Below are 25,101 nucleotides of genomic sequence, written 5' to 3'. Positions count from 1 at the left end.
ACCATGCGCTACAGATCTCAATCCGTCGCCTACTGGTATTTCGCCGTTGCCATGGTGTTGTTTGGCCTGCAACTGGTCTTCGGCCTGCTCTCGGCGGCGAAATACCTCGGGCCGGATCCGCTGCTGAACCTCTTGCCATTCGATGTCACCAAGTCCATTCACACCAATTTGTTGATCGTCTGGGTGCTGACCGGGTTCATGGGGGCGACCTACTGGATGGTGCCGGACGAGTCCCGTGGCGAGCTGCACAGCACCAAGCTGGCCTACATCCAGCTCGGGTTGTGGACGGCCATGGGTGTCACCGCCGTTCTGGGTTACCTGTTCGGTTATGGCACCGGGAACAAGCTGCTCGAACAGCCGCTGCCCCACAAGATCGTGATCGTGATTTGCATGCTGATGTTTCTCTACAACATCGGCATGACCATCAAGAAAGCCGGGCGTTTCACCGCCACTGAGGGCGTCCTGCTGCTCGGCCTGGCCAGCGCCGCCGTGCTCTTTCTGCCGGCGTTGCTGCACTATGAAAATTACGTGGTGTCGATTTATTACCGCTGGTGGACCATCCACCTGTGGGTCGAAGGTGTCTGGGAGATGATCCAGGGCGGCTTTCTTGCCTATCTGCTGATCCGGCTGTCCGGCGCTGACCGCGAGGTGATGGAGAAGTGGCTGTACGTGATCGTCGGCCTGGTGTTCATTGCCGGCATTCTGGGCACCGCCCACCATTATTACTGGATCGGCGTCCCCCATTACTGGCTGCCACTGGGTGGCTTTTTCAGTGCGCTTGAGCCGCTGGCGCTGATAGGCATGGCGATCTATGCCTACAACGCGATGCGCCGCTCCGGCCTCTCTCACCCGAACAAACTGGCCTTGCACTGGACCTTGGGCAGTGCGGTTTTCACCATGTTTGGCGCCGGTCTGCTGGGGTTGGCCCACACCTTCCCCGACGTCAACAAGTGGACCCACGGCACCCTGATTACCGCCATGCATGGCCACGCGGCCTTCTATGGCGCCTACGCCATGATTGTCCTGGCGATGATCACCTATGCGTTGCCCGGCATGACCCGTCGCCCGGTGGAGGAAAGCAGTATCGGTTACTGGGCGTTCTGGCTGCAGTTGGGGGGAATGTTCGGCATGACCCTGTCATTTGCCACAGCGGGCATTGGTCAGGTGTACCTGGAGCGCATTCTCGGCCTGGGCTACCTGGATGTGCAGCTGAAGATTCAGGTGCATTTCCTGATGCTGGTGGCGACGGCGTCGATGTTCAGCCTGGGTGCCGGACTGTTCATCTTCGAATTTTTCCGCCATGCGTCGGACTTCAATGTCGATGAAGCCGATCCGGTCCTGGCCACACCTCGAGCCTCAGGCGCGGCGTTGTGATGGAGCGTTCGCTGATGCACGCCGAACCCGCAGCGCTGCAAGCTGAACCCTATTACCAGCCCAGCGGCGACGAGGTGGCGATTTTCGAGCAATGCCATGCTCAGCAACTGGCCGTTATGCTCAAAGGACCCACCGGTTGTGGCAAGACCCGTTTTGTCGAACACATGGCGTGGCGACTCAAACGCCCGTTGATCACTATTTCCTGCCATGACGATCTGAGTGCCAGCGACCTGGTCGGGCGTTTCCTGATAGGACATCAAGGCACCCATTGGACGGAAGGCCCACTGACCCGAGCCGTGCGCGAAGGCGCTATCTGTTACCTGGACGAAGTGGTCGAAGCGCGGCAAGACACGATTGTCGTCCTGCACCCGTTGACCGACCACCGACGGATTCTGCCACTGGACAAAATCGGCGAGATCCTCGAAGCCTCACCACACTTTCAGCTGGTGGTGTCCTACAACCCCGGCTACCAACGCATTCTCAAGGATTTGAAACCGAGTACCCGCCAGCGCTTTGTGGCGCTGGATTTTGACTTCCCGCCGGCCGAGCGCGAAATCGCCATCGTCATCCATGAAGGTGGAACCGATTACGCCACCGCCCACGCCCTGGTCACCCTCGCCCAGCGGCTGCGCGCCTTGCAGGACCGAGGGCTGGCGGAAGTCCCCAGCACCCGTCTGCTGATTGCCACGGCGCGGCTGATTGCCCATGGTATTGCTGCGCCCACCGCGTGCCGGGTCGCGTTGATCTCGCCGCTGTCCGATGAGGCGGTGCTGGTCGCGGCCATGCGCGACCTCGTCGACCTGACGTTTATCTAGATGGCCGAAGCCGAGGACCTCATCACCGATGTCGCACGCCATGCAACGGTGTATGCACAGGCGTTGTGGCGTCGTCACCGGGCACCTTCGGACATTGCAAAAATCATCACCCTCGGGGATGTCGCACAACACCTCGATTTACTGATCAAGGCGGTGTTCGACACCCACTATTCGCTGCGCGTCGCGCAACCACCCTCGCCCCCCACGTTCCTGAAAAAGCTTTTGCTGCGTCATGAAAAGCCGTGTCGGCAAAGCGCCGTCCCGGCGACCGATGGCCTAACTATATGGCTGCCGGAGGACGTGGGCAGCCACGAAGGTCCGCTCACACTGCAACGCTATAAAACCCTGGCCTTGCAACAGGCGATGCGTGCCCGACGAGGCAGTGCCGGCGCCCTGTCAGCCCTCGACAACCCGATGCAGCGCAGCGTTTATCTGCTTCTGGAAGCCTGGGCCGCCGATACGGATCTGGTGCGACTGTTGCCGGGGTTGGCGCCATCGATCCGTGGTTTGCGCCGACATGCCCTGGCGACTCGCCCGCCGCTTCACGCTTTTCTCAATCATCGACAACCTTTGGAAAACTTCCTTCGTTTACTGCTGAGTAGCGAATGCGGCGCGCCTCTGGAAGGGCTGGAGATACCCGCCAATACGGCCGACTCGCTGCAACAGTCAGAAACCCTCGCAAGACGTCTCCTGTCCATCGACGAATCTCACGGGCCCGGCGCTCATCTGTTGCTGCTCGATGCCTGGACCGGCGACCTGCGCGAGCCGCCGGTGGGTTTGAAGGTGCAGCCCTTGCCCGGCGAAATCGACACCGCCGATACCCTGCCCCGCAGCGCCCGCCTCGCACGTCAGCCCACTGTGCGCGAAGCCTGTACCGGCGAGGACGACGATCAGGAACAAGGCCTGTGGATGGTGCAGCCCGCCGAACCGCTGGAAAAGGCCGAAGACCCCATGGGAATGCAGCGCCCTGCCGACCGGGATACCGACACCCCGGCGGCTGATTTTGCCGAGTCATTGGCCGAACTCAACGAAGCCCGACTGGTGATCACGGCCGGTCGCCCGAAAGAAGTGCTGCTGTCCGACGACCCGCCACAGACCCGCGCTCAGCGCGGTGCGCAGGATCCCGCCAGCAATGCTATTAGCTACCCCGAGTGGGATTACCGCCGCCAGGTCTACCGTGATCCGGGTGCGACCCTGCGACTGTGTCCCGCCCAGGAAGGCCCGCAACAGTGGGTCGAGCGAACCCTCGACACTCACCGTCCAGTGCTCGATGCCATCCGCCGGCAATTCGAAAGTCTACGGGCCCAACGTGTCAGGCTGCGCAAACAATGGGAGGGCGACGATATCGATCTGGAGGCGTATATCGACGGATGCGCCGAGGCCCGTGCCGGCCTGGAGCATGCCGCAGGCGCTGTATCAGACCCAGCGCCGTGGCCGGCGCGACATGGCGATCATGTTGCTGATCGACGTCAGCGGCTCCACCGACAGCTGGCTGTCCTGCCATCGCCGGGTCATCGATGTCGAGCGCGAGGCGTTGCTATTGGTCTGTGTGGCGCTGGAGAGCCTGGGCGAGCCCTATAGCGTGCTGGCGTTTTCCGGCGAAGGGCCGGAGCGGGTCACGATCCGCACCCTGAAAGCATTCGATGAGCGCTATAGCCATGAAGTCGGTCGGCGCATTGCAGCCCTTGAGCCGGAACGCTATACCCGGGCCGGCGCCGCCCTGCGCCACGCCAGCACATTGCTGATGCGCGAAGCCGCCACGCACCGTCTTCTGTTACTGCTCTCCGACGGCAAGCCGAACGATGTTGACCAATACGAAGGCCGTTATGGGGTGGAAGACACGCGTCAGGCCGTGACCGAAGCCAAGCTCCAAGGCATCTATCCCTTCTGTTTGACCATCGACCGCCAGGCGGCGAACTACCTGCCAGCAGTATTCGGCTCGCGGCAATACGCCTTGCTGCACAAACCAGAACTGTTGCCCAGTGTGCTGCTGGACTGGATCAGACGACTGGTATCAGCGTGAACTAGAGATGCCCCCGCCAAAGTTTTTTCGCGGCACGCGGTTTTCGGCTCATGACTGAGTCTCCCGTCAGTGGGGACGATGACTTCAATGACGAGAACAATCTCGACGTCGGGGCATCCCGCAACAGTCTGTTTCGGACTCGCATCATTCTCCGGTGCTTTGGTCAACCTACTGCACAGCTGGGACTGGCTGCCGCTGCTGGAGCGTTCGCTATTGCGTGAGGTGTTGATCATCGCCTTAAGCCTCGGTGGTTTCGCCATCAGTGTTACTGGAATCGTCCTCGGCTGGCGTCGCTTGCTGCGTTCACGTAACCGCCACAGAAAATCGCCGACAGTTACTCTCAACCCAGCTGTTCCACACAAGGAAAAAAGATAAGAGTCCTCTGAGTGAAGGGTTTGATACGCCTATATCCAGATTCAGGTTGATCTGGATCTCCGGAAGAAGATTTTTTGGGTCCAGTACTAGTCGCTACGCCTTTCAACGATAAAAACCGGAGATTTCTCTGAGCAACTAACGACAGGTCGAAAAAGTACGCGTCGAGAAAGTCAGAATGACTGCAATGGGGCGCTTGCCGCCCGTTACGACAGGCAACTATCGGCCAACAGCAGCCTGTGGACAAACTAGTGGCAAATCGGTAGCGTCGACCTGTTGCGCTGAATCTTTACTGCCCACAGATAATCTTTTGAGAAGCAAGAATGAGCAAGCCAGGTGATGACCTTGAAAAGATTGTAGAGATAATTGAGCGCTCTATCTCACCGACAGCACGAATAGAACAAAACGTATTTCTTCCGGTGTTGACTTCAACGCAAGGCCACACTGCTCAGTGTGACATTGTGATAAGAAATGGATCGCCTCCCAGAGAGACACTTACAATTGTAGAAGTACAAGATCGCAACTCTAAAGTCGACATCAATACCTTCCGTGGCTGGCTAGGGAAAATTGAAGATGTTGGAGCTCAACATCTTATATGTGTTTCTAGAAAAGACTTTGCTTCCAGCATCAAGGAGAAAGCTGGACAATCCGGCTCGAAAATATTTCTTGTCACATTAAAGGATCTATCGCCGGAAAGGATTCCACTAGATTTTATAAAGTTTATCTTCCTGTATCATCATATAAACATCAAAAACATTCGCAGCATAAGGCCGTATGTTGGGCCAGGCCAAATTGCAAAGCTAGGGCTAAAGCCACTACAGCATGAGCTTGATGACAAGATATGGTCCCTAGACAAAACAAACATGATTTCATTATTGGATATATGCAGGCTTTCAGTTAGAGACAAGCAGGATTTACTTAACTCAGCGACCAGCGAAGATGGCGTGGGAAAGGCATCATTTAGTAATGCTGGCGAAGATACCCTTTACTATTATTATGATGACGAATTTGTACGTCTTGGTCTGGATTGCGAGTTTGAATGGGAATCCGAGCATGCCGAGATCCCAATGTCTGTCGCCTCCTATGAGCAAGATCAACATGGCGCATTGGCATGGCTTTTTGAAGTGGCTCATAATAGTAAAAGTGGCATGATCTCAGTGAAACTTCCTGTGGTTAAGTTAGAGAACGGAAATTATGAAGTCCTCGACAGCATTATAAATTCTCAACATGAGTACGCCTTCGAAATAATACCGAAATTAAGCAGCTAGCAAGCACGCATAACAAACGGTTCAAGTCGTTCGCTTCACTCACTGGGACCGCGTTCCGCGCGCCCTTAGCTTAATCACTAGGAATCCAAGGAGACTCCATGGATATCGTATCAACAATCAACAACTCCATCTCCATAGTGAGCAGGCTTCGCGACATATCTAAAAATCTGTCGGAAGCGGAGTTCAAAAATTTACTAGCAGATCTATCGAACGAGCTTGCTGACGCGAAGCTTCAAATTGCAGACCTAAAAACCCAGCTTGCAAATCAAACAGAAAATTTACGAGCTTTAAAGGCCGCAAGTCCAGAGAGCAAGCAGAAGCCCTCCATCAAATGGGGCTGCTATAAATTTGAAGGCGAAGAAGGTCTATACTGCTCCGCGTGCTATGATTCAAAAAACAAAAAGAGCCTAACCAACAGAGTAAATACAAAGAGTCGCTCATGCCCTGTATGTAAAGCAGTAATTGGTTCATGATCCCTAACAAACGGTTCAAGGCCGTTCGCTTCTCTCACTCGGGACGGGCTAAAGCCCGCCCTTTTACCAAGCGTTAGCCAGGGAAAATAGATGGAATTTGATATTAATGTCTTTGCCAAGCTGCTGGCGCCAGCTCTTACAGCCATAGTTGGCTTAATTGTTAAGAGCTACCTTGAGGCAAGGCCAAAACTTATAACCTATCTTGTTCATTCCTCAGCAATACCTCTACATGATGAAAAAAACACGAACGTCAATACTCACAGCATTGTCGTGCGCAATGCCGGGAAGAGAACTGCGCATAATGTACGCATTGGTCATTACTTCTTGCCGGCTTTTCAAATTCACCCTCAACTTGCACATGAAATCATCAGAGGCAAAGATAACTCAGCCGAGATAGTTATTCCCACCCTAGTTCCTGGCGAGCAGATAAGTATTTCTTACTTGTATTTTCCTCCTAGCTTATGGAGTCAAATTCACTCTCACTGCAAGTCAGATGAAATGGCGGCAAAGTACATAAATATTACTCCCGCCATTCAGCCAAGCAAACTTCAGCTCGCTGTAGTTTGGGGGTTGATGTTTGTTGGAGCATCAACTTTGCTTTATTGGTCTATTTACTGGTTGTTGGTATGGGTGCAGAAATCTGCCTAATAAGTCGAGCCTTCGCCGGAACAGCGGAGTCTGTTCGACGATCACAACAACTCGTCGCGCCGGCTGCTCATCCGTCGGTGGATTTCTGAAACCGAAGGTTTGCCGCCTGACACTGAGTGCTGGATCGGACCGTGACCTTGTTCGGCAGGGGTGCAAACCATATGGACAACGCCTCTATCAGCGCAGAGGCTTCGCTGAAGTGGTCACTGCCGGGGCAGAACATCAAAACGGCCATGGTCAGTTACCTCGATGTACCCGGATCATATTTTCTGAACATTAGGGGGCGATAGCCGTATCCCTGACTGGATTTAACACCATCACTCCATCTAACTCTCAATGTTTAACTGGTCGCCAGCCCCAAGCCACCTAACTGAGGGTGGCGACAGACAGAAATCGGCCAATAGCGGTCGTTAGCACCTTGTAAAGTTAGTGGAGTGCAAAAGGTGGGCTATAGACATTTCTACGAAGTAGTTATGCCTGATAATTTTTACCGAAATGGGGTAGTAATATGTCGCGACAAATCTTAGCATCGGAACTATGAGGTTCCGCTTGCAACCAAAAATTAACTTTTCCTAAAATAGAATCTAGGTAAAACGGGTCTTTGATTTTTTCTTGTGACACATGAGAGAGAAAGCCATATCGCTCGATATAGTGCACCGCCTGCTTTATGGAGCGCCGGAGCTCTCTAGTAATTCTAAGTTTGTCAGCAGCAACTGACAGGCCTGTAACAATTTTTTTGTTTTTGTTTATCATTAATCTAGTTTTTGTAGCATTCACTACAAGCCCATAATCACTCACTATAGATTCTATAAGTGCGGGCAGTTTGTTCGAGATGTAGCCACCTGAAAAGGTCATATCATCAGCGTAACGGGTATATTTCAAGTTGCTCTTGGATGCTAATTTGGCCAGTCGTTCGTCCAACCCATGCAGCAGAATATTCGTAAGGTAGGGGCTTGTAGACGCGCCCTGAACCAAGCAGCCCTTGTTGCAACATAAAGACGCCAGTGCGTATGACACGCCGTGCGAATAACCAAGCCCTGAGAAAAGATTTATTACCCAACCAATTCCTATTGATGGGAAAAAGTCTTTTAGATCCATCTTAAGCAAAACTTTGCAGTTAAGATGGGGGCTTGCGTTAGTGAAAATTGATCGTTTAGGAATGTAGCCGTGCGCGTTATCATGAACGGCGCAGTTGAGAAGGATATTTTGGTAGATCCAATCCTGGCATTGAAGAAGACTGGGGTAGGGGGCATGTATAGTACGATTACCACCAGTTCTTTTTTTAATAGTAAACTCCCTATAAAATCTGGGGGTTCCGTTTATCATTGCCTGGATGGTTAAATACTCTATTCCAAGCAACAGGGATAAGTGCTCAACCTCGAATATGATTGGAGAGTTAGATGCTGTAAGTGACTTTATTTGATCAAGGTATTGATCTATTGTCTTTTGAGGGATTCCGCGACTTAAAAAAAAGTGCTTCCATTCATTTATTATTTTCATAATAAGCCCACAGATGGCTACCTTCTAGACTTGCGCTCTAAACCGCGAGGCGTGCGGAAGTGGGCGAAGCCCGCTTTTGTGCGCCTTGCGGTTCTGCGGAAACGCGAAGCGTTGTAGCATTGCAGCCACTGGTATGCTTCACCGCCAGTGGTTGCAATATCGGTTATCGGACACCTTAACCTAGGGAGCGACTGCACTCCAACGTACTAGCCTCTGTGGGCGAAGGTGAGAATACAGAAATTCAAACAAAAAAACAAATTCTATTATGTCCTAGGTCATTGATCTAGTAGATAGATGTTAGGCACGTAGAAGTCGTCAACTCGAATTTTGCGACCTTTCATTTCGCTAGGGACTTGTCGCCAGCTTTTTCGGCCTGATAGCACCCTTCCGGAACCTGCTAAAAATACTTCTCTTCCTGCCGGACTTAAGTGAATAAGAGAGTCGTGCTCAACTATTAATTTCTTTGCAGCTAGAGCGCTGAACACCTTGAAGAATATTTCGCCAGAGAGCTTGCTGCGTTTTAATATTGTATATGGTTGCAAGCCGGATAATGACTCCTGCAAAACTTTCATTATCACAAAGTCTGCACGAAGCATGCTGGGCGTAGTGTATTTAATCATGCATCCCTCATAGCTCTGTGAAGCATGGTTTTTCGTTTTTGATTGTCAATATAAAATGGCCACCAAAAAATAGGAAATACGCTATTCGGAGTATTCGCAGCCTCTCGACAGTAAGCGGCCTGAGCGCCGTTGTACCCAAGCTTTGGCAGCTTTATGCCTTCATAATCTTGGGAAAGACCTGATTCTAAATCATCCATCAAGGATCGGTATTGAGCCGCAACCTCTTCCGGAAAACATCCATCAATGGCCTTTTTAATTATGAGTTGAGCAGAGATTTCGATTCCAGCCGCCCTAACTGCCTCAACACCGTGAAGAGTTGAAACTAACACTTTGAAAGTAATCGAAAAATCGGCCACACCTGCATTAGTGAAAACACTTGTTAGCTCTTTATAGCGCCCTATGACGGTCTGGCCTGAACCAACAAAGTCATCAATAATATAGATTTTTTTACGCCCAGTGCGTTTAAAGTTTTTTAGAGCCCCGCCAAACGTATTCACACCGCAAAAGCTATGCCACTCCCTTTTGGTGAAAATATATTTTAAGTTATATAAAAGCTCTTGCGAGCTGTCTGGGCCAGAGTCAGCTGCCATTGCTACTATCTGAGCGTTATCCTCGTAACCAGCTTCGGACATAACTTCTTCAGCTAACGAGTTTAATTTCTCGCTATACTCTTGAGCTGATAGATAGGAGAAGTTGTCAAGGATTTTTATTAGCATCTCGCGGGAATTGGCGCATTTGCATTCCTCGTATAGCACATGGCTGAGCTCGGAAGTTTTATCTCCAATCCAAGGCTGGCGAGCTATGAGATTTAATATGGTATTGAAGTTTTCTTTTGTGTCCATGGGGTCGTGTCTGTTGAGCTTCGAGCCTATAGGCCGAGATTTTGCACGTTTCCATGCCGGCTGCTGGAATATAGACGGGTGGCAGCGTGCTATCAAGGCCAATGACTTCAATGTCTATTTCGCTGCGATATGCAAGCGGAGCACGAACGCGTGCCGTGTAGCCTCTCTCAGCCCTGGGAGCCATTCGCGAATGGCAGCTTCTGGCCGATTCTGTTGAAAAAGTTGGTCTGCCCAAACTGCCTGATCATTGACCGGTGAAAACGCCTTTTTTGCACGCTGCTACGTGAAATCCGAATCTGGAAGCCTCTGCCAAAAGTAAAGATTTCAATCTCGGACGCGTACTTTTCTGATGCGCAAACCATGGCCGACTTTTTCAACAGAATCGGCCGATTTCTGCCTGTCGTCACCGGCAGCTATGCGCAGTTAACTGCCAACCATGGTTACGAAGTGTGCTGGTCAACTCCGATGCAATCGGTGGTCAGATCGAATGCAAACGGGTAGTCAATTTCGCACGGTATTCCAGTTGGTATTCCAGCAAAAAACCAAAAACGATATTAATTTTTTAAATCAATAACTTACTTAACAGATTCAAATTACCCCGGCCCACCAAATACGAAGCAAGACAAAACCCGCCAAGTGCGGGTTTTGTTGCATCTGGGGTTTGGAAAATTGCGGAGGATTGTTGTGGCGTCCTGTCGACTCACGCCCACATCGGCGACTTATCAGCGGCATCCTCTCCGGCACTCTGCCGACCGCTCGAAATCCCTGATCGCTTGACCGACGCGTGGAGCGATTGACCCACTGGCAGACCACGTTCACGATCAGTACTTGATGTCCCGAGCTGTGCGACGGGTATCTTGCTTGGTACTGCGCTTGTCCTGGCGACACTCTACGTTGCTCTTGTCATTGCCCTTTCTACACTCATCCTTGGTTTGCCGGGCATCGGAACGCCCTTCCTGCCTGGTATCGCGAGCATCACGCCGTTGTTCACCCTGCTCGGTCGCGTAGGCGGGTAGCGTCACCCACTGCACGCCGGCGGCGATGAGCAGCGTCGCCAAGGCTTTCAAGTAGTGCTTGCGAATCATGATTTTTCTCCCATTTTTTATCGCTCAGTCGCTTCGTTTGCTCACCGAAGAACTCAGCGAAAACGTGTGTTACAGCGTGCGCTCACAACTCTCAAAGCACTTTGCGGTATGTGAAATCTGACGATATGGACAGACAGGCAGTGGCGCAAGGCTGTTATCTGCATGATTGCAAGATGGACATCGGTAACGACTCAGTTTGTTCTATGAAAACCCCAAGATGCGGGGTTACAGCCAACGTTGATTACGGATTTGACCGTGGGCTCATCACTGGATCGAACCGGCAGGCTGGGCAGCCCAACACAATCGGGCCTATGCTGGCGTTCTATTCGCAAGGAAGCCGCCATGAAATTCAAAATGCTGCTTGTCGCGTTAACCCTCTCCCTGACGTCTGGTTGCGCGTACTACAACGACCGCACCACGGACACCAACAAGAACGGGCGGATTGCCTGTGATGCCGAGCCGGCCAATCAGCCGGGCTGTTATACGAAGCAGTCGAAGGATTGGAATTGGGGTGGGTTGAAGTTTGGGGTCGGGGCTTCGAATTAGTTTCAGGTCCTACAGACGCCGGGGTTTTTGGAGAGATTTCCGACAGGTTTTGACGGTTGTAGGGTGGGAAGTGGAGTGGATAGGCTTTGTCGGTCGCTGCGCATCAGCGATCGGGTGTGGAATCCCGAGATAAACAAACTTGCCCCCATGGCATACTGCGGCGCTTTTTCAGCCGCAGTTTTAAGTTATGGCGGCTGTGCGTGGGAGGCCTTCGGGCCTGCCGGGTTTTGTCCGTTTATCTCGGTTATTCCACCCCGCGCACAGTTGCCACCCATTCGAGTGGAATCGGAGCAGTGGCAGCGCCTATGACTCAACGGACGATAGTTGCCATGATTAAAGTAACCCCAAATCCGCCTACTGCGGACGACGCGCCCCCCTGCTCCATCCTCAAATCCCCCGCATCCCGCAAACCCAGCACGATGTTTTTCGTTTCGCCGGATATCAACGACGAAGACCTGTTGGCGCATGCCTGTGAGTCATTGGCTTCGGCGAGTGTGATGACGAGTAATTTTGCGGGGTATCTGGAAGGGCCGCATCGGCACACGGCGATGGCGATGGCGATGGCGATTCAGCAGATTGTGATGCTGGCGGAACTGGCGGTGAACCGGATGCTGGATAACGTTGAGTTGCCAAAATCACCACACTGCTAGTCCCCTGTGGGAGTGAGCTGCTCACGATGGCGGTGTGTCATTCGATATCCATATTGAATGAACCATCGTCATCGCGGGCAAGCCCGCTCCCACATGGGTCAGGTGTATGACTGAAATTTCTTCATCACACCTAAACCACCTTCAACTCCACCTCAACATGCCCACGGGTCATCCGCGAGTACGGGCACATCTGATGCGCCGCCTCAGCCAGTTCACGCTTCACCCCCGCCTCCAGCCCGGGAATGTTGACGTTCAGCCGGACCGCCAACTGAAAGTCCCCGGCACTGGTTTTACCCAGATCCACCTCTGCATCCACCGAGGTATCTTCTGGCAATTTGATTTTCATCTTGCCCGCTGCCACCTGTATCGCGCCGATGAAACAGGCTGAATAACCCAGTGCAAACAGTTGCTCCGGGTTGGTGCCGGGCTTACCCGAGCCGGGGGAGCTGAAGGTGACGTCCAGCTCGCCGTCGCTGGATTTGCCAGTGCCGGTGCGGCCGCCGACGGTGTGGGTTTTTGCGGTGTACAGAACGGTTTCCAGTGCAGTACTCATGGCCGTGACTCCTGAAGGGAAGCGACAGAGTAGGCAAGCCTAGCAGTGCAATCCCTGTTCACAGGTGACGTTGGTCGGATGAAAAAAAAGGCACTGGGCGATCATCGCCAGTGCCTTTTTTGTGCCTGAATAATCCGTCAGCGCGACAACATAAATGTGTCGTACTCCAGATCTTCCAGTGCGGTGGTCAGCCTGTGTAAACCCAGCAATACACAAATCAGCAGCGACAAGGTAAAGCCATAACCGAAGAAGCTTGGCCCCAGGTACATGCTGAACAGGGTCAACATGGCGTTCAACACCGCGAACAGCACGCACAACTCCAGCACCACGGTGCGTTTGTCCAAGTAGAAGAACACGTTGAGCAAGGCCATGAACACCACCTGGATGCTCACACCGATCAAGTCGATGTAGAACAGCGGCAGGTAATAACTGGAAATGCCCAGCCACTCCAGCAAGCGCGGTGCGAACAGGAACAACAGCACCGCCGTCAGCCCCTGCACCTTGCAGATTTCCACCAGGCCCTGACGGATCGACAAGGTCATTTCGGTTTTCAGCTGACCGATGTGCTGCAGCGTTTCACCTTCGCGGATCGCCCGAAAAAGTCGGTCGTACCACTCGGCGAAATCGGTCTCGATGCGCACCAGAAACACCGCCATGCCGGGGATGATCGCCAGGTATGCGAGGAAGATCGGCAAGTCGTACAGGATCGAAGCGCGCAGCGGGCCGACAATTTCGCTGGAGGTGCCGGGGTTGAACCAGAACATGAATTTGTCGATCCAGATGCCCAGGTTGTAGAAGAAGCCGGTGGCCAGCAGGCTGAGGAAAACGTTGCGCCGTGCGAGGAAATCGAAGGCGATCAGTTTCTCGGCGCGGTACTCGCGCAGGATGTCGTAGAGGAACAGGAACAGCAGTGTGCTGTGCCCGATCAACAGCGCCAGCAACAAGCCCGGCATTTGCAGAAAGCTGAGTACGTAAGCACTCACGACCATCAGCGAGTACCCCACCAGCATCACCAGCAGAATGCGGTTATAGGCCTTCATCCCCGAGAGGAAGATGATCACCAGCCACAAGTTGCACAGCACCACAAAATTGGCCAGGACCAACACGCGGTAAATCAGCGGCTGGTCGAACAGCAAGCCCAGCACGACAATCCCCAGCAACCCGGCGCCCAGCGTCACCAGCAACAACACGCCCAGCAGGTTGGGCAGAATCTGATCGTACTTGTGTTCAAACAAGCGGTCGGACACGAAGCGGGTGAAGAACAGCTGCAAGCCGCCCGTGAGGATCAACGAGCTGGCCATCAGGTACGTCACCGTCACCAGAAACTGCCCGACCAATGCGTTGGGCAGCAACAAGCCGAGGCTGATGATCCCCACCAACATCACGCTGATGATCGACAACACCCACGGGCCGGAGCTGATCAAGCCGGCGTACACGTAGGCGTGCAAGGTGGCGGTGTAGGAGTCACGCGAAAGGATTTTTCGCAGTTCGAAGCCAATCCCGGCCATTTAACTGTTCTCCATGGCAGCTTGATACAAATCGCGATAACGCTGCAGCATCAAGGCTTCGGTGTAGTAACGAGTAACCCGCAACAAGCCGCTGGCCTGCGCGGCCTCCCAGCGTTGCGGGCTGCGCAGCAGTTCGAGGATCGCCGCGCAGGTGGCTTGCGGGTCGGCGATGGCCACCACTTTGCCCGCGTGTCCGAGGTCTCGGTCTTCGGCGCTGCCGCCTTCGATCAACTCGCGGCACGAACCCACGTCGCTGCTGACCACCGGTGTACCGGCGGCCCAGGCTTCGAGGATCACCAGCGGTTGCGCCTCACTGATCGAGGTCAGCACCATCAGGCCGAGTTTGGGCAGGATGTCCTGAATGCGCTGGAAGCCGAGAAAATGCACTTTGCCTTCCAGCCCGAGACTGGCCATCAGGCTGCGGCATTCGTTGACGTATTCCGGGTCTTCCTCTTCCGGGCCGACGATCCAGCCTTCGGCCTGCGGCATGGCGCTGATCACGCCACGCATCGCCCGCAGAAAGGTTTTTACGTCTTTGATCGGCACTACCCGTCCGATCAGCCCCACCACCGGTGCAATACCCTGCGCACGGGATTCCAGCGCGGCCGTCCAGACCGGCAGGTCGATACCATTGGGAATCACCTGCGTGCGGGCCCCGATGGCGCCGTCCTTGATTTGCCGCTGACGATTACCGTCATAGAGCGCGATGATGTTGTCGGCGCTGTTGTAAGTCAGCTGACCGATGCGCTCGAAAAACCGCACCCACAACGTGCGGATGTACCCCGAACCGGCGTCGAGACTGCGGTTCAACGCCTGACCGGAGCTCTCGGCGATCCAGCTGGCCTGCGCCAGGTCGATCTTGCGTTCCTTGGTGTAGATGCCGTGTTCGCTGAGCAAATAGGTGCAGTTCCAGCGCTGCTTGAGGATGCACCCCAGAAAGCCCGCATAGCCGGTGGAAATCGAGTGCAGCACCCGCGCTTTCGGCATCCGGCGCGAGGCTTCGGCGAGCATCAGCAGGGGCGACTGCATCGAGCGCAGGGTCCAGAAATAATTGACGAAAGAAGGGTCGGCGCAATGCTGACGGTAGCCTTCGCTCAATGCCGACCAACTGGCGCGGCTGCGCAAGACGTCGTCGAGGGTCAAGCGGCCCTGTGCGATGCAGTCGAGCAAGCGTTCACCCAGCTCCGCTTCTGGCGCATCCGGGTGATGCAGGAAACGATACAAATCCTGCAATTGCTGCTCGTCGGCCTCTCGCGGATCGCCAAGGGTGTCGGTCGGATGCGTCGCATCTTCGAGAAACACCTCTTCAATGTGCAGCACGTTCGCCGGCACTTCGTAGCGTCGCGCCGAATACGCCTGACGCTGTCCACCGATGAACATCACCGAGAAGGTCAGCTCCGGCAGCCCCAGAATCATCTGGTGAATCCAGCTGGAAACGCCGCCGCGCACATAAGGCCAGGTGCCTTCGAGCAGCAGGCAAATGTCGGCAACGGGTGCCTGTTCCTTTTGAGTCATGTCCAGCTCCTGACCAATGCGGCGAACGGCGGACGCTGACGGGTTTCCTCGGGAAGGCGCGCCAGCAATCCGGGAATTTCGTGATAGCGACCGGCCTCGAATGCCAGCTCGGCGTGAAAGGGCAGCACCTGCGCCGCGCCCATCCCGTTCTCCTGGGCCTGACGGAGCAGCACTTCGGCGCGCTCGATATCGCCACGTTCCAGGGCGATGCGTCCGGCCAGCAGAAACAGCTCTCCGCCCTCGCCGGCGGCGAGGCCAAGCTCGGCGTGCTCACCCGCTTGGGTCAGCACGTGTTCGAGCACACTGCCTTGCGCCAGCCCCAGATACGCAAGTTCCCAGTACCAGCGCGCCAACCTGCCGTGCAGCGAACCCGCCGCTTTGGCATTGGCGTCGGCCAGTTCGCCGAGCGCGATCTGGATGTGCAGGTTGATGTCGCTTTCCTGCTTGTCGAGCATCGAATACGCCAGCAGTCGCACATCGTCACTCGGGTCGGCGAGCGCCAGTTTGAGGATCGGCACGGCTTCTTTGCCGGGCATGCGCCGGGTGGCCAGCAACGCGGCCAGACGCTGATCCGGATCGGGCGCATGACGCAACACGTCCTGCAAACCGCCATCGGCGAAGATCGGCTTATGCAGTTGCAACTGCGCGCGGTACGGCAGGCTCGGAATACCCACGGCTTTCCAGGCCTGCTTATCGCGTTTGCGCGGCAGGTACAGCGCCGGGAAAATCGCCGCGACCACGCCCACCGCCCCCAGCACCGGCACAAAAAACGCCAGGCTGAAGATGAACAGCGGGCTCCACGGCAACGGCGAACGGTAACGCGCCGGCAGCAAAAGCCACACCGCCGCGCACAGCATCACGCAGGCCAGACCGTGGCTGAGGGTGAACACCAGCAATTGTTGTAACTCGGGCGCCGCGAGCCACAAACTGGCCCAACTGCCCGCCTCTAACAACAAGGCTCCGCTAAACAGCCACTTGCTGATCATTCAGGCCACACTCGTTGAACAGGAAATTACGCAGCCCGTTGCGTTCGCAGCCAGGCTCCAGGTTGAACGGCAGCACGCGTACGCCAAGGCTTTCCAGGCTACTTTCGACGCCAAAGTGCTCGTGCAGCATCAGGTTGATCCGAGCCAGATAGCCTTCAGTACCTTGCGGGCTGGTCAACGGCAGCAGCACCAGCAGCAATTGATGATCGAGGTTGTTACGCAGCGACAAATGCAGATCGAGGCCGCGCTGACTACGTTCAAGCAGACGCGTCAGCTCATCGTTGTGACGAGTGATTTCGAAGGCAAACAGCCCGGCCGCCAGTTGATGCTGCTCGACATCCACCAGCGATCGCTTGAGTTGCAACGTGAACTGCTGCGCGTCGGCGTCGGCCAATTGCAGCACTTGCGGGTCGCGGCGCAGCAGGTCGGCGATGTGTCCCGCGAGCAACGCCAGCAGGCTCAGGGTGCGATCCTGGAAGGCGAAGAACGGCATCTGCCGCACGGCCAGAATCGCCAGCAGTCGACCTTCGGCATCGATCAGCGGAATGCACGCCTGTAGCGACGAGAATTGCGCCGAGCTGCCGGCATCGATCAGCTCCTGACGCACGCTGACCAGTTCACCGCGCTCCAGGCACAGCTTGACCAGACCGTCCTCGGTGCCCAACGGCCCCATGACGCCGATGGTCGCCAAGGCTTCGGGCAACACATTTTCTTCACGCTCGTCGACGCGGTACAAACCGGCCACGCGCAACGCACCGTACTGGCCGAGCATGGTCACGATCGGATCGGCCAGCGCGAGCAGCGCATCACCTTCGTTCGGCATCACCCGCAGCTTGTCGCGCAAGCCCAGCAGGGAACTGCGCAAACTCTGATCGCTGCCGGCCACGCGCTGTTCCAGCAGGTCGTGAGAGACCCGCAGAATCTGGTGTGCCCGGGTGAATTCATCGAGGCGATACTGACGGTAATCGTTGGCCATCTGCAGGCGCTGCAATCGCCGCTCCCACAGATCGCGCACCTCGCCCACCAGCATGCCGCTGACCAGCACGCCAACAATGAACGACGGATCCAGCTCTTTGTAGCCTTCATGCCCGACGTAGCGCAGGGCGAACAGCGCCATCACCAGCAGACTGGCGCTGACCAGGCCGCGCACAAAACCGTAACGCACACCCAGCAGCAACGGCGCCAGCACCGGCCAGGGGAAACCGCTGTGCATTTGCAACGGGTCTTGCGGGGTCAGCCACAAGCCCAGGCCGATGGCCGCACCGGTCACCAACAGCGTTTCCAGCCAAGACACCGGGCCGCTGGCACGCGGCGCGAGGCTGTAATCCATATGGGGAGAATTCATTGCATTCACTCGAACTTGAGGGCGCCAACAAGTGTGTCGAGCACCGTTTGCGCGGTGCCGGCCAGGCTTTCACGGGACCAACCGGCGCGGGCGCCGCTTTTGCTCCAAAGCACACGACCGCTGCTGGCTTCGAGCACGCGCAGGCTGATGCCCACCGCTGGCTCGCCGTCCAGACCGTTCTTGTACTGCCACTCTTCAACGCTGCCGGACAGGACGTAATCGAGCTTCTGATCGCGTGCCCAATCGAGCGCGCCGGCCAGGCGTTCGGTGTCATCCATCAAGGCTTGTTCGCCTTGGGTGCTGACCGGGTAAACCCGGGGTTGCAGACCGTGGCTGCTGAGCACGCTGAGCAGAATTTGCTCACTGCGCTCGCCGGCCTGCGGGGTCTGCGAATAGTTGACCATCGGCACCACGCCCCACTTCGCGTTACGCGGCAGATTGGGGCTGGTGTCGCCGGTGAAACTGGCGCAACCGGCGACGAACAGGACGGCCAGAGCCAGGCTCAGATTACGAATTGCTTGCATCGGTATTACTCCTGTAAACAGTTGATGATCAGCGTCCGAAACGCACGCCGTAGCTCACACCCAGTGTTCCGCCCGCCTGACCATCCCCGCCCTGTGGCGCAGATTGGTAACCGAAGGTCAGGGCCAATTCGTCATTGCCCAGCACTTCGACGCCGATCCCGGTGTTGATGCCGTAGTTGAAGGTTTGATCGAACCATTGCCAGCCCGCCGTCACGTCCACCAGCCAGGTGTATTGCGGGCGAGTGCGCACCAATGCGCCCGGCAAACCGCGACGCCAGGAGCTGCCGACATACAGTTGGCCGTAGCGGCTTTGCAGCAGATCGCTGGCCGTGACGACTGAGGGATCATCCGAGTTATCAACGTTTTTCACCGGGCCGCCGTTGGCGCTGGACAAGTCATTGAGCGTGCGGTCATCCACGTTGTTGTGCTGGTAATCGACGCCGCTGCGCAGGGTCCAGTTAGGTCCGGCGAATTCCAGCGTGTGGTTGTATTCCATCTTCAGTGCCTGGCCGTTGCCCAGGGAATCGCCTTCACGGGTGGAGAACGATTTCTGTGCCACTTCCCAACTGAGCTGGTCTCGCGCCGACAACCCGTGACGACCGCCGAGCCATACGCTGTCGTGCTGACCGAAAGCGCGCATCAAACCGCTGTCTTCGCTTTTGCGATGCCAGTCCAGGCCGCTCTCGATTTGATCACTGGCGCCCAACTGCCAGGTCCGGGACAGGCCCAGGCCATTGCGGTCGTCGTCCTTGCGCTGGCTGGTGTCGGCGAACAGTTTGTAGCTGCCGTCCTCGACGAAACGCTGCAAGGTCAGGCCGGCGTTGTTCTCATCGCCCATGCGCGATTCAATCAACTGATCGCTGTTGTACGTGCCCTGCTCCAGCTCAACGTTGGCGTACCACTGATCGCCAATGTTGTGCCCGACCTGCAAGCGCGGGCCGTTGATTTCCAGGCCGCCGAAATCCTGTTGATGCCAGGACAGCAGCGCGCCTTGCGGGGTGAGCTCCTGGAGTTCCACTGCCTGGCGACGCAGTTGCTCGCGCACGGCGGCCGGTTGATCGTCACCCAGTGCGGACTGGCTGAGGTCCAGGGCCTCGCCGAAACGGCCGAGACGACTGAGGGCCTGCGCGCGTTGCGCCGGGTTCAGGTCGTTGCTGGCCAACAGCGTTTCGACGTGCTGCTTGTTGCGGCTGCGCAAGGCCTGCTGAATCTGCTCATAACGCTCGACCTTTAAGCCCTGGCTGCGCGCCCAATCCAGCCATTGGTCTTTCTGCGATTCCTGGTTGGTCGCGTCGAGACGCGCCAGCAACCGTTCGAACCACAATTGCAGCATCGCCGGCGAGCCGTCTTTCCACTGCGACACTTCCTGCGACGCCTTGCCGGGCGAATAACTGCTGGCCATCAGGCGCAACCAGACCGCGTAACGCTGGGACGACGGCTTGATTTCTTCACCCTCGGGGCTGCGCAGTAACTTCAGACGCAAGCGTTGAGCTGCGTCCGTATAACCGGCGCTTTCCAACGCATCGGCATAGGCTGCGCGCACCAGCCAATCCTGCGGGCTGGTCTTGAGGTACAGGCGATACCAGGCCAGGGCCTCGCTTTCACGACCGAGCAACTGGCTGGCACTGGCGAACGGCAACCACAGAATCCGGTCTTCCCGCGCCTGCTTGCGCCACTCGGTCAGCAGCGGTTTCAGAGCCGTTGTGTTGCCCTGATCGATGTAGAGCCACATCAGGCGCTCGCGGAACTGGTTGTCATCCGGGTAACGCGACAAGCCCAACAAGTACAAGCGCTGCGCTTCTTCGGGCTGCCCTTGCTGCACCGCCAAGGCGCCCCGAATCGACAGTACCTGAGCCTGCTCGTAGGCGTCCGGGTTTTGCTCGGCGCTCTTGAGCAACGCGGCCACTTGCGGCCAGTCCTGCAAATCCTGGGCTTGCTGCAAGGCTTCGACCAGACGCTGCGGGTCTTGCAGACGATTCCAACTGCCGACCATCATGGTCAGCGCACGCTGGGGATTGCTGGTGCGGTACATCGTGATCAGCTGACTTTCGTCGCCACTGTTGAGCGAGCCTCGCAGCGTGAGCAGTTTTTCCAGCGACGTCTGCAACTCGTTGTCGAGTTCCAGATCCCAGGCCAGCGCCGAGCGCAGGCGCCAATATTCCTCATCGGCGATCTTGCGGTTATCGACCTGCATCACGCCCCACGCCGACTGATTGTCGAACAGCTTCAGGTAGGTGTTGGCCCAATCGACACGCTCGGCAGTGGTCAGTGCAAAACGTTTGGAGTAAGTCTGGTAGACCTCGGTCTTGTGTGCGTACTGCCCGGTGTTCTCCAGGTTTTGCACCAGCCGCGTCCAGGCCAGACGATGCGCCGGGTACTTTTTCAGGTAAGCGCGCAACCACGCTTCGGCTTGCGTCGGTGTACCGCGCGATTCGTGGCCGTAGATCAACGCATCGAGTTCGACGTCGGTCAGCGCACGCTGCTCCATGATCTGGGCAAGCAACGGGATGGCTTGATCAAAGTCAAACTGCTGACTCGCCAGACGCCAGGCGTGCTCGCGTGTTTGCGGGTCTTCGTGCAATGCCAGCACGCGAATCCAGTAGGCCAGCGCCGCCTGACCATCACCACGCCATTCACCCAGGTGCGCCATTTGTTCCAGCAAGGCCGGCTCATCCGGGTGTTCGGCCACGAGCTGTTGACCGCTCTCCCAGGCACCGGCCAGGTCGCCGAGGGCCAGGCGCATGCCAAATTCTTTCCGGAGAATTTGCGGGTTGTCCGGCTGCAAGCCACGCCATTGATCAAGGAAGCGCTGCGCCAGATCAAAGCGCTGACTGCCGACGGCGACATCGACGCCCTGCTCCAGCCACGGTGCGTCGGTTTGCGGATCCTTGAGCTGATCCAGTTCATCGGCGAGCACACGCGACGCCTGGTCACCACGGCCAGCGGCCAACAGGCTGTTGAACGCCAGTTGTGCATATTCACGACGCTCTGAGGCTTGCTGGCTGTCCTGTTTGAGCAGCAGATAAATGTCGGCTGCGCGCCCTGGCTGCTCACCACCCAGGTACCACTGCGCGGCGGACTTGAGCGCCTCGATGCGCTGCGCCGGATCACGATCGGCGATTTCTTCGTAGACGCTGGCGGCGAAGGCCGGCGCCTGCAACGTCAGGGCAAGCTTGGCCAGGTTCTGCAATTGCGGCAGCGGCAGCATCCGGTGATCGAAGCTTTGCAAGCGCTCGATCAAGGTTTTCTGCGCAACCGGATCCTGCGCCTTCGCCGCTTCCAGTGCGTCCAGTTCAAGCCGGTAATACGCCTGCAACTCCGGCATCGGTGTCGGCCAGTTTTCGAGGTGCTGGCGTGCCTTGGTGTAGTCGCCGAGACGGATCAACAGGTCGACCAATTGCAGTCGCAAGTGATCGTCGTCCGGGTGAGCCGACAACAGCAGTTCGGCGTAATTGGCCGACACCGCGTCCGGCTCGCGACCGTCGGGCTGGAACACTTCTTCGCGCTGGAACGTCAGCCAAAGGATGCCACCCACCGCCACTGCCACCACCGCCAATGTCCACGGATTGAGCAGGCGGCTGCTTTTAGTTGCTGAGGAGTTAGTTGCAGAAGAGCTGACCATGACTCACCTGCTTCATTGGTAATTGAAAAGTCCACAGGCCGGCAGATGCCTTGCCTGCAAAACGTTGTCCATCCACTTCAACCCGGCAGGTGCCCGCCGAGCGTACGGAGAAGGTCAGGTCGACCTGCCCCGCAAACGAAAAGTCTACCTGGTGCTCATCCACATAGCGCCAGTCCACCAACGGCAGATTGGCCTCCTCCAGTGCCGGTCGGTCATCCCGATCAGGGCGCAACACCAGCAACGCATGGTCGCTGCTCAAGGCCACGTAACGGCCTTGCGGCAAGTCGCGAACACCGGCCACGCCTTGCGAACGTATCAGGTCCGGCCAGCCCATTTGCGGGTCCAGTCGCAGGGTGCGCAGTGCGTCCAGCCCACGAATTTGCCAGGCGCCGTCGGCGGTCCGCGCCAGACTGACCTGATACAAGCCGTGCAAACGATCCAGGTAATCGCTCATCCACAGCGACATCGGCTGCTGCGTCTTCATGTAGCCGTAGATGTCGTCCATGGCCTTGATCGAGGCCTGCTTGGTGCTCGAATAGAAGTGGTAATAGAGGTGCAGCCCACGCAAGCGCCGTGGGCTGTCGGTGAGTTCGAAGGTGTCGATCACATCGCGGAAACCGTAATACGGTCCCTTCCACAAATTGGTGTAGAGGTTCTCGTTGATGATCGGTGCGTAGTACTGCAACCCCCCTTCGGTCGGGCGCAGCAGCGGGTTCAAACCGGTCAGCGACGGGTTGGCCTTGGTCAGCATGGTCTCGGCGCCGTTGACGTTTTTCAGACCGGCGTCGTACGCCAGTTTGATCGTGGCGGCAGACGGCAATGCGTCGCCCGGCCAGAACACCATCTTCACCGGTTTTTCCGGGGTGGTGAGGTGCTGGTTGATGTAGTCGCGCGAGCCAAAAATCTCGCGGCGAAAATCGATTTTGTCGTAGCCCGGTATGGCCATTTTCAGGCCGTATTCAGGGTTGAAATTTTCACGCTTCTTGGCCAGTTCAGGTTGCAGAAAAAACGGGTGGCTGAAGGTGTGAGTGGCGACTTCGACTTTCGGGTCGGCGAACAAATCACGGGCAATCGGTTCCAGTTCGCGGGCGAGAAACGGGAACATACCGCGCGGTGAAATCTCACCTTCGATCACCGACACCGAGGTCAGAAACGGATTGGGCCGAATGAAATCGTCGAGCACCTGTTTGCCGGCATACGGCGTGCCGCGCACTTCAGCCCGGGACGGGAAACCATCGCCATCGATGTGCACTGTAGCGATGCGCCGACCGTTTTCGGTGGTGGTGTCCGGACGTGGTTGCACCGGCAGGCGCAAGCTGGCCTGAAGGAAAGCGAACGGATCGAGAATCCAGCGGCTGCGCTCGTTGTTGGTTTCGAGAATGTACGGCGCGAGGGCCAGACCACCCCACTCGCCCACCGCCACCGGCGCAAAGGTCTGGCCATCAGCAGCGGTCAACAGCAGCGCGGCTTTTGGACCTTTGGGTAACAGGGAGATCGCAGTCAGGTCACGGGATCGGGGCTGCACCGGTGCTTCGAACGCTCCAATCAGCGCCTTGTCCTGATAGGTGATGCTCAACGCTTGCGTGCCGATCGGCGCTGCACGATTCAAGCCCAGACGCTTGAGCAGCAGCGGGTCTTGAATCGGCAGGCCGGAAAAAACACCACCGGCACTTGCTCGTCCAGACGCTTGCCGATCCAGCTGTTGAATGCCGGGGCATCCTGCGGCGGGCCGCTGGTCATCCAGGTAATGACGCCAGCGTACAAACCGCTGAAGCGATATTCCGGCAAGGTGTTGTCGACCGGCAGGTAATCCACGCGATAACCAAGGTATTCGAGCAAGCCACCGAGCAAAGTGTGCCCGGCGTTGCGAATCAGGTCGCCTTCACGCGGGTCGTACAGCAGCGCGACCCGGCGCGGCTGGACTTCGATGTTGCTGACGCCCATCGAGTCCAGTTCAGGCGTGCCGATGTAGGGAATAAACCCCTCTTCGCGCAGACGCGCGGCCAGTTTGCGCGCTTCATCGCGACGCTCCGGCGGCAAGTAGTCGATCGCCACCAGCGGGATGCCTTTGGCACGCAAGGGCTGGATCTGGGTTTCCAGCCATGCTCGGTCGGCTTCAGGCACCGGGCGATAACGCTTGGCGGTCGCATCCCAACCAGCGTGAATCGATTCGACAGCCACTGCCGCTGCGACGCCATCAAGCTCGGGCAGCACTTCAAAACCACGATTGAAAAACAGCTTCAGTGTTGGCTGGCGCTGGTGCAATTCGCGCAGGAAACTGGCGAGCGCCAGACGCTGTGTTTCTCGGTCTGCCTCGGGCTGCAACTGGAAACTGTCGAGGGTGTCGAGGAACAACCCGGCATAGCCCTCGGCCTGCAACGCCTTGGCGCGACCGAACAAATGCTCACGCCAGGCCGGCGCGGCAAGGTTCATCACCTGACTGTCCCAGGCGCCGTTACGCACCGGGCTGATCGCGCCGGCGAGGTGGGCTTTTTCGATGTCGGCCTTGTTGCCGCTGAACTCGCCAATCGACAGATAGGCGAATGGCTGGCTGCCCAAGTCGCGCAGGGTTTTGACGTCGCCTTGGGTCATGTGCCCGGGCTCCACCACCGACCAGTCGAACTGTGCGAGCTCCGGGATCGGCGGCTGATCGGCGTACCAAAACGTCACACTAGAGGGTTGTGGCAAGGCAGCAGCCTGGGCTGCCGGGCCACTCACGATAAGCGCGATGGCAGCCAGCAGCCGTTTAGCGGCCGAGCGGACACGCGTCCTGCGAAAAACGATTTCCATAACGCACTCTTGAATTGACTGAATCGATACCGCGTCAACGTC

Annotated in this window: 21 protein-coding genes and 2 pseudogenes; 11 read left to right on the top strand and 12 right to left on the bottom strand. The window is 56.8% G+C overall.

Annotated features, from left to right (window positions below):
- The first annotated feature begins 3 nt into the window (after positions 1-3).
- The 8 genes from AB4N76_RS17865 to AB4N76_RS17830 all read left to right on the top strand — a co-directional run bounded on the left by AB4N76_RS17865 (position 4) and on the right by AB4N76_RS17830 (position 6,973).
- Positions 4-1,374 (top strand): cbb3-type cytochrome c oxidase subunit I, encoded by a 1,371-nt coding sequence (locus tag AB4N76_RS17865; RefSeq protein WP_460163319.1) that lies wholly within the window; start codon positions 4-6, stop codon positions 1,372-1,374.
- The gene (locus tag AB4N76_RS17860) at positions 1,374-2,189 is read left to right on the top strand and encodes an AAA family ATPase (RefSeq protein WP_460163318.1); all 816 of its coding nucleotides are present in this window, start codon (positions 1,374-1,376) and stop codon (positions 2,187-2,189) included. The genes AB4N76_RS17865 and AB4N76_RS17860 overlap by 1 nt, the downstream gene beginning before the upstream one ends.
- A complete protein-coding gene (locus AB4N76_RS17855; RefSeq protein WP_460163317.1) occupies positions 2,190-3,770 on the top strand; it encodes a hypothetical protein in 1,581 nt (526 codons plus the stop codon).
- Positions 3,652-4,212 carry a VWA domain-containing protein gene (locus tag AB4N76_RS17850; protein WP_460164621.1) on the top strand — a complete coding sequence of 187 codons (561 nt, stop codon included), beginning with the start codon at positions 3,652-3,654 and terminating at the stop codon, positions 4,210-4,212. The genes AB4N76_RS17855 and AB4N76_RS17850 overlap by 119 nt, the downstream gene beginning before the upstream one ends.
- An 87-nt stretch (positions 4,213-4,299) precedes the next feature.
- A complete protein-coding gene (locus tag AB4N76_RS17845; protein ID WP_460163316.1) occupies positions 4,300-4,587 on the top strand; it encodes a hypothetical protein in 288 nt (95 codons plus the stop codon).
- A gap of 320 nt (positions 4,588-4,907) precedes the next feature.
- On the top strand, positions 4,908-5,852 hold the full coding sequence (locus tag AB4N76_RS17840) for a hypothetical protein (protein WP_460163315.1): 945 nt from the start codon (positions 4,908-4,910) through the stop codon (positions 5,850-5,852).
- Between the two features lie 98 nt (positions 5,853-5,950).
- Positions 5,951-6,325 carry a hypothetical protein gene (locus tag AB4N76_RS17835; protein WP_038978441.1) on the top strand — a complete coding sequence of 125 codons (375 nt, stop codon included), beginning with the start codon at positions 5,951-5,953 and terminating at the stop codon, positions 6,323-6,325.
- A 90-nt stretch (positions 6,326-6,415) separates the two neighbouring features.
- Positions 6,416-6,973, top strand: coding sequence for a hypothetical protein (locus tag AB4N76_RS17830; RefSeq protein ID WP_038978440.1), 558 nt, complete (start codon positions 6,416-6,418; stop codon positions 6,971-6,973).
- 471 nt (positions 6,974-7,444) lie between these two features.
- Here the strand turns inward: AB4N76_RS17830 and AB4N76_RS17825 are convergent, their stop codons facing one another.
- The 4 genes from AB4N76_RS17825 to AB4N76_RS17810 form a co-directional block, all read right to left on the bottom strand.
- On the bottom strand, positions 7,445-8,473 hold the full coding sequence (locus AB4N76_RS17825) for a reverse transcriptase domain-containing protein (protein ID WP_080925314.1): 1,029 nt from the start codon (positions 8,471-8,473) through the stop codon (positions 7,445-7,447).
- A 275-nt stretch (positions 8,474-8,748) separates the two neighbouring features.
- Positions 8,749-9,093 carry a hypothetical protein gene (locus AB4N76_RS17820; protein WP_185754785.1) on the bottom strand — a complete coding sequence of 115 codons (345 nt, stop codon included), beginning with the start codon at positions 9,091-9,093 and terminating at the stop codon, positions 8,749-8,751.
- Entirely contained in the window at positions 9,090-9,935 is an 846-nt protein-coding gene (locus AB4N76_RS17815; RefSeq protein WP_258578522.1) for a phosphoribosyltransferase-like protein, read from the bottom strand. Before AB4N76_RS17815 ends, AB4N76_RS17820 begins: the two co-directional genes overlap by 4 nt.
- Positions 9,936-10,756: 821 nt before the next feature.
- A complete protein-coding gene (locus AB4N76_RS17810) occupies positions 10,757-11,020 on the bottom strand; it encodes a hypothetical protein (protein ID WP_046031887.1) in 264 nt (87 codons plus the stop codon).
- A gap of 216 nt (positions 11,021-11,236) precedes the next feature.
- On the opposite strand from AB4N76_RS17810, the pseudogene AB4N76_RS17805 reads away from it, so the two are divergent.
- The 3 genes and pseudogenes from AB4N76_RS17805 to AB4N76_RS17795 form a co-directional block, all read left to right on the top strand.
- Positions 11,237-11,311: pseudogene (locus AB4N76_RS17805) on the top strand (hydrolase); the annotation flags it as partial.
- A gap of 51 nt (positions 11,312-11,362) precedes the next feature.
- Positions 11,363-11,566, top strand: a complete 204-nt coding sequence (locus AB4N76_RS17800) for a hypothetical protein (protein ID WP_046031886.1) — start codon at positions 11,363-11,365, stop codon at positions 11,564-11,566.
- 329 nt (positions 11,567-11,895) lie between these two features.
- Positions 11,896-12,216, top strand: a complete 321-nt coding sequence (locus AB4N76_RS17795) for a DUF6124 family protein (RefSeq protein ID WP_460163314.1) — start codon at positions 11,896-11,898, stop codon at positions 12,214-12,216.
- A 130-nt stretch (positions 12,217-12,346) separates the two neighbouring features.
- Here AB4N76_RS17795 and AB4N76_RS17790 read toward each other — a convergent pair whose 3' ends face one another.
- The 8 genes and pseudogenes from AB4N76_RS17790 to AB4N76_RS17755 all read right to left on the bottom strand — a co-directional run bounded on the left by AB4N76_RS17790 (position 12,347) and on the right by AB4N76_RS17755 (position 25,059).
- Entirely contained in the window at positions 12,347-12,769 is a 423-nt protein-coding gene (locus AB4N76_RS17790) for an organic hydroperoxide resistance protein (protein ID WP_046031885.1), read from the bottom strand.
- A gap of 137 nt (positions 12,770-12,906) precedes the next feature.
- Positions 12,907-14,277, bottom strand: coding sequence for an exopolysaccharide Pel transporter PelG (gene pelG, locus AB4N76_RS17785; protein WP_460163313.1), 1,371 nt, complete (start codon positions 14,275-14,277; stop codon positions 12,907-12,909).
- Positions 14,278-15,792, bottom strand: a complete 1,515-nt coding sequence (gene pelF / locus AB4N76_RS17780) for a GT4 family glycosyltransferase PelF (protein ID WP_460163312.1) — start codon at positions 15,790-15,792, stop codon at positions 14,278-14,280.
- On the bottom strand, positions 15,789-16,778 hold the full coding sequence (locus tag AB4N76_RS17775) for a hypothetical protein (protein WP_046031882.1): 990 nt from the start codon (positions 16,776-16,778) through the stop codon (positions 15,789-15,791). Before AB4N76_RS17775 ends, pelF begins: the two co-directional genes overlap by 4 nt.
- On the bottom strand, positions 16,756-18,123 hold the full coding sequence (locus AB4N76_RS17770) for a PelD GGDEF domain-containing protein (protein ID WP_046031881.1): 1,368 nt from the start codon (positions 18,121-18,123) through the stop codon (positions 16,756-16,758). Before AB4N76_RS17770 ends, AB4N76_RS17775 begins: the two co-directional genes overlap by 23 nt.
- A gap of 5 nt (positions 18,124-18,128) precedes the next feature.
- Positions 18,129-18,647: a hypothetical protein gene (locus tag AB4N76_RS17765; protein WP_046031880.1), complete on the bottom strand. Its 519-nt coding sequence runs from the start codon at positions 18,645-18,647 to the stop codon at positions 18,129-18,131.
- Positions 18,648-18,675: 28 nt separating this feature from the next.
- Complete coding sequence (locus tag AB4N76_RS17760) at positions 18,676-22,269, bottom strand: tetratricopeptide repeat protein (protein ID WP_460163311.1); 3,594 nt, start codon at positions 22,267-22,269, stop codon at positions 18,676-18,678.
- Positions 22,247-25,059: pseudogene (locus tag AB4N76_RS17755) on the bottom strand (endo alpha-1,4 polygalactosaminidase). Before AB4N76_RS17755 ends, AB4N76_RS17760 begins: the two are co-directional and overlap by 23 nt.
- Positions 25,060-25,101 lie beyond the last annotated feature (42 nt).

The organism is Pseudomonas sp. S2_F03 (assembly GCF_054668335.1).
This window is presented reverse-complemented; position numbering and strand designations above follow the sequence as displayed.

What these genes read in the sequence shown, in the direction of transcription:
- AB4N76_RS17865 (WP_460163319.1), top strand. Translation starts at nt 4, where the DNA reads ATGCGCTACAGATCTCAATCCGTCGCCTACTGGTATTTCGCCGTTGCC.
- AB4N76_RS17860 (WP_460163318.1), top strand. Translation starts at nt 1,374, where the DNA reads ATGGAGCGTTCGCTGATGCACGCCGAACCCGCAGCGCTGCAAGCTGAA.
- AB4N76_RS17855 (WP_460163317.1), top strand. Translation starts at nt 2,190, where the DNA reads ATGGCCGAAGCCGAGGACCTCATCACCGATGTCGCACGCCATGCAACG.
- AB4N76_RS17845 (WP_460163316.1), top strand. Translation starts at nt 4,300, where the DNA reads ATGACGAGAACAATCTCGACGTCGGGGCATCCCGCAACAGTCTGTTTC.
- AB4N76_RS17840 (WP_460163315.1), top strand. Translation starts at nt 4,908, where the DNA reads ATGAGCAAGCCAGGTGATGACCTTGAAAAGATTGTAGAGATAATTGAG.
- AB4N76_RS17835 (WP_038978441.1), top strand. Translation starts at nt 5,951, where the DNA reads ATGGATATCGTATCAACAATCAACAACTCCATCTCCATAGTGAGCAGG.
- AB4N76_RS17830 (WP_038978440.1), top strand. Translation starts at nt 6,416, where the DNA reads ATGGAATTTGATATTAATGTCTTTGCCAAGCTGCTGGCGCCAGCTCTT.
- AB4N76_RS17825 (WP_080925314.1), bottom strand. Translation starts at nt 8,473, where the DNA reads ATGAAAATAATAAATGAATGGAAGCACTTTTTTTTAAGTCGCGGAATC.
- AB4N76_RS17820 (WP_185754785.1), bottom strand. Translation starts at nt 9,093, where the DNA reads ATGATTAAATACACTACGCCCAGCATGCTTCGTGCAGACTTTGTGATA.
- AB4N76_RS17815 (WP_258578522.1), bottom strand. Translation starts at nt 9,935, where the DNA reads ATGGACACAAAAGAAAACTTCAATACCATATTAAATCTCATAGCTCGC.
- AB4N76_RS17810 (WP_046031887.1), bottom strand. Translation starts at nt 11,020, where the DNA reads ATGATTCGCAAGCACTACTTGAAAGCCTTGGCGACGCTGCTCATCGCC.
- AB4N76_RS17800 (WP_046031886.1), top strand. Translation starts at nt 11,363, where the DNA reads ATGAAATTCAAAATGCTGCTTGTCGCGTTAACCCTCTCCCTGACGTCT.
- AB4N76_RS17795 (WP_460163314.1), top strand. Translation starts at nt 11,896, where the DNA reads ATGATTAAAGTAACCCCAAATCCGCCTACTGCGGACGACGCGCCCCCC.
- AB4N76_RS17790 (WP_046031885.1), bottom strand. Translation starts at nt 12,769, where the DNA reads ATGAGTACTGCACTGGAAACCGTTCTGTACACCGCAAAAACCCACACC.
- pelG (WP_460163313.1), bottom strand. Translation starts at nt 14,277, where the DNA reads ATGGCCGGGATTGGCTTCGAACTGCGAAAAATCCTTTCGCGTGACTCC.
- pelF (WP_460163312.1), bottom strand. Translation starts at nt 15,792, where the DNA reads ATGACTCAAAAGGAACAGGCACCCGTTGCCGACATTTGCCTGCTGCTC.
- AB4N76_RS17775 (WP_046031882.1), bottom strand. Translation starts at nt 16,778, where the DNA reads ATGATCAGCAAGTGGCTGTTTAGCGGAGCCTTGTTGTTAGAGGCGGGC.
- AB4N76_RS17770 (WP_046031881.1), bottom strand. Translation starts at nt 18,123, where the DNA reads ATGAATTCTCCCCATATGGATTACAGCCTCGCGCCGCGTGCCAGCGGC.
- AB4N76_RS17765 (WP_046031880.1), bottom strand. Translation starts at nt 18,647, where the DNA reads ATGCAAGCAATTCGTAATCTGAGCCTGGCTCTGGCCGTCCTGTTCGTC.
- AB4N76_RS17760 (WP_460163311.1), bottom strand. Translation starts at nt 22,269, where the DNA reads ATGGTCAGCTCTTCTGCAACTAACTCCTCAGCAACTAAAAGCAGCCGC.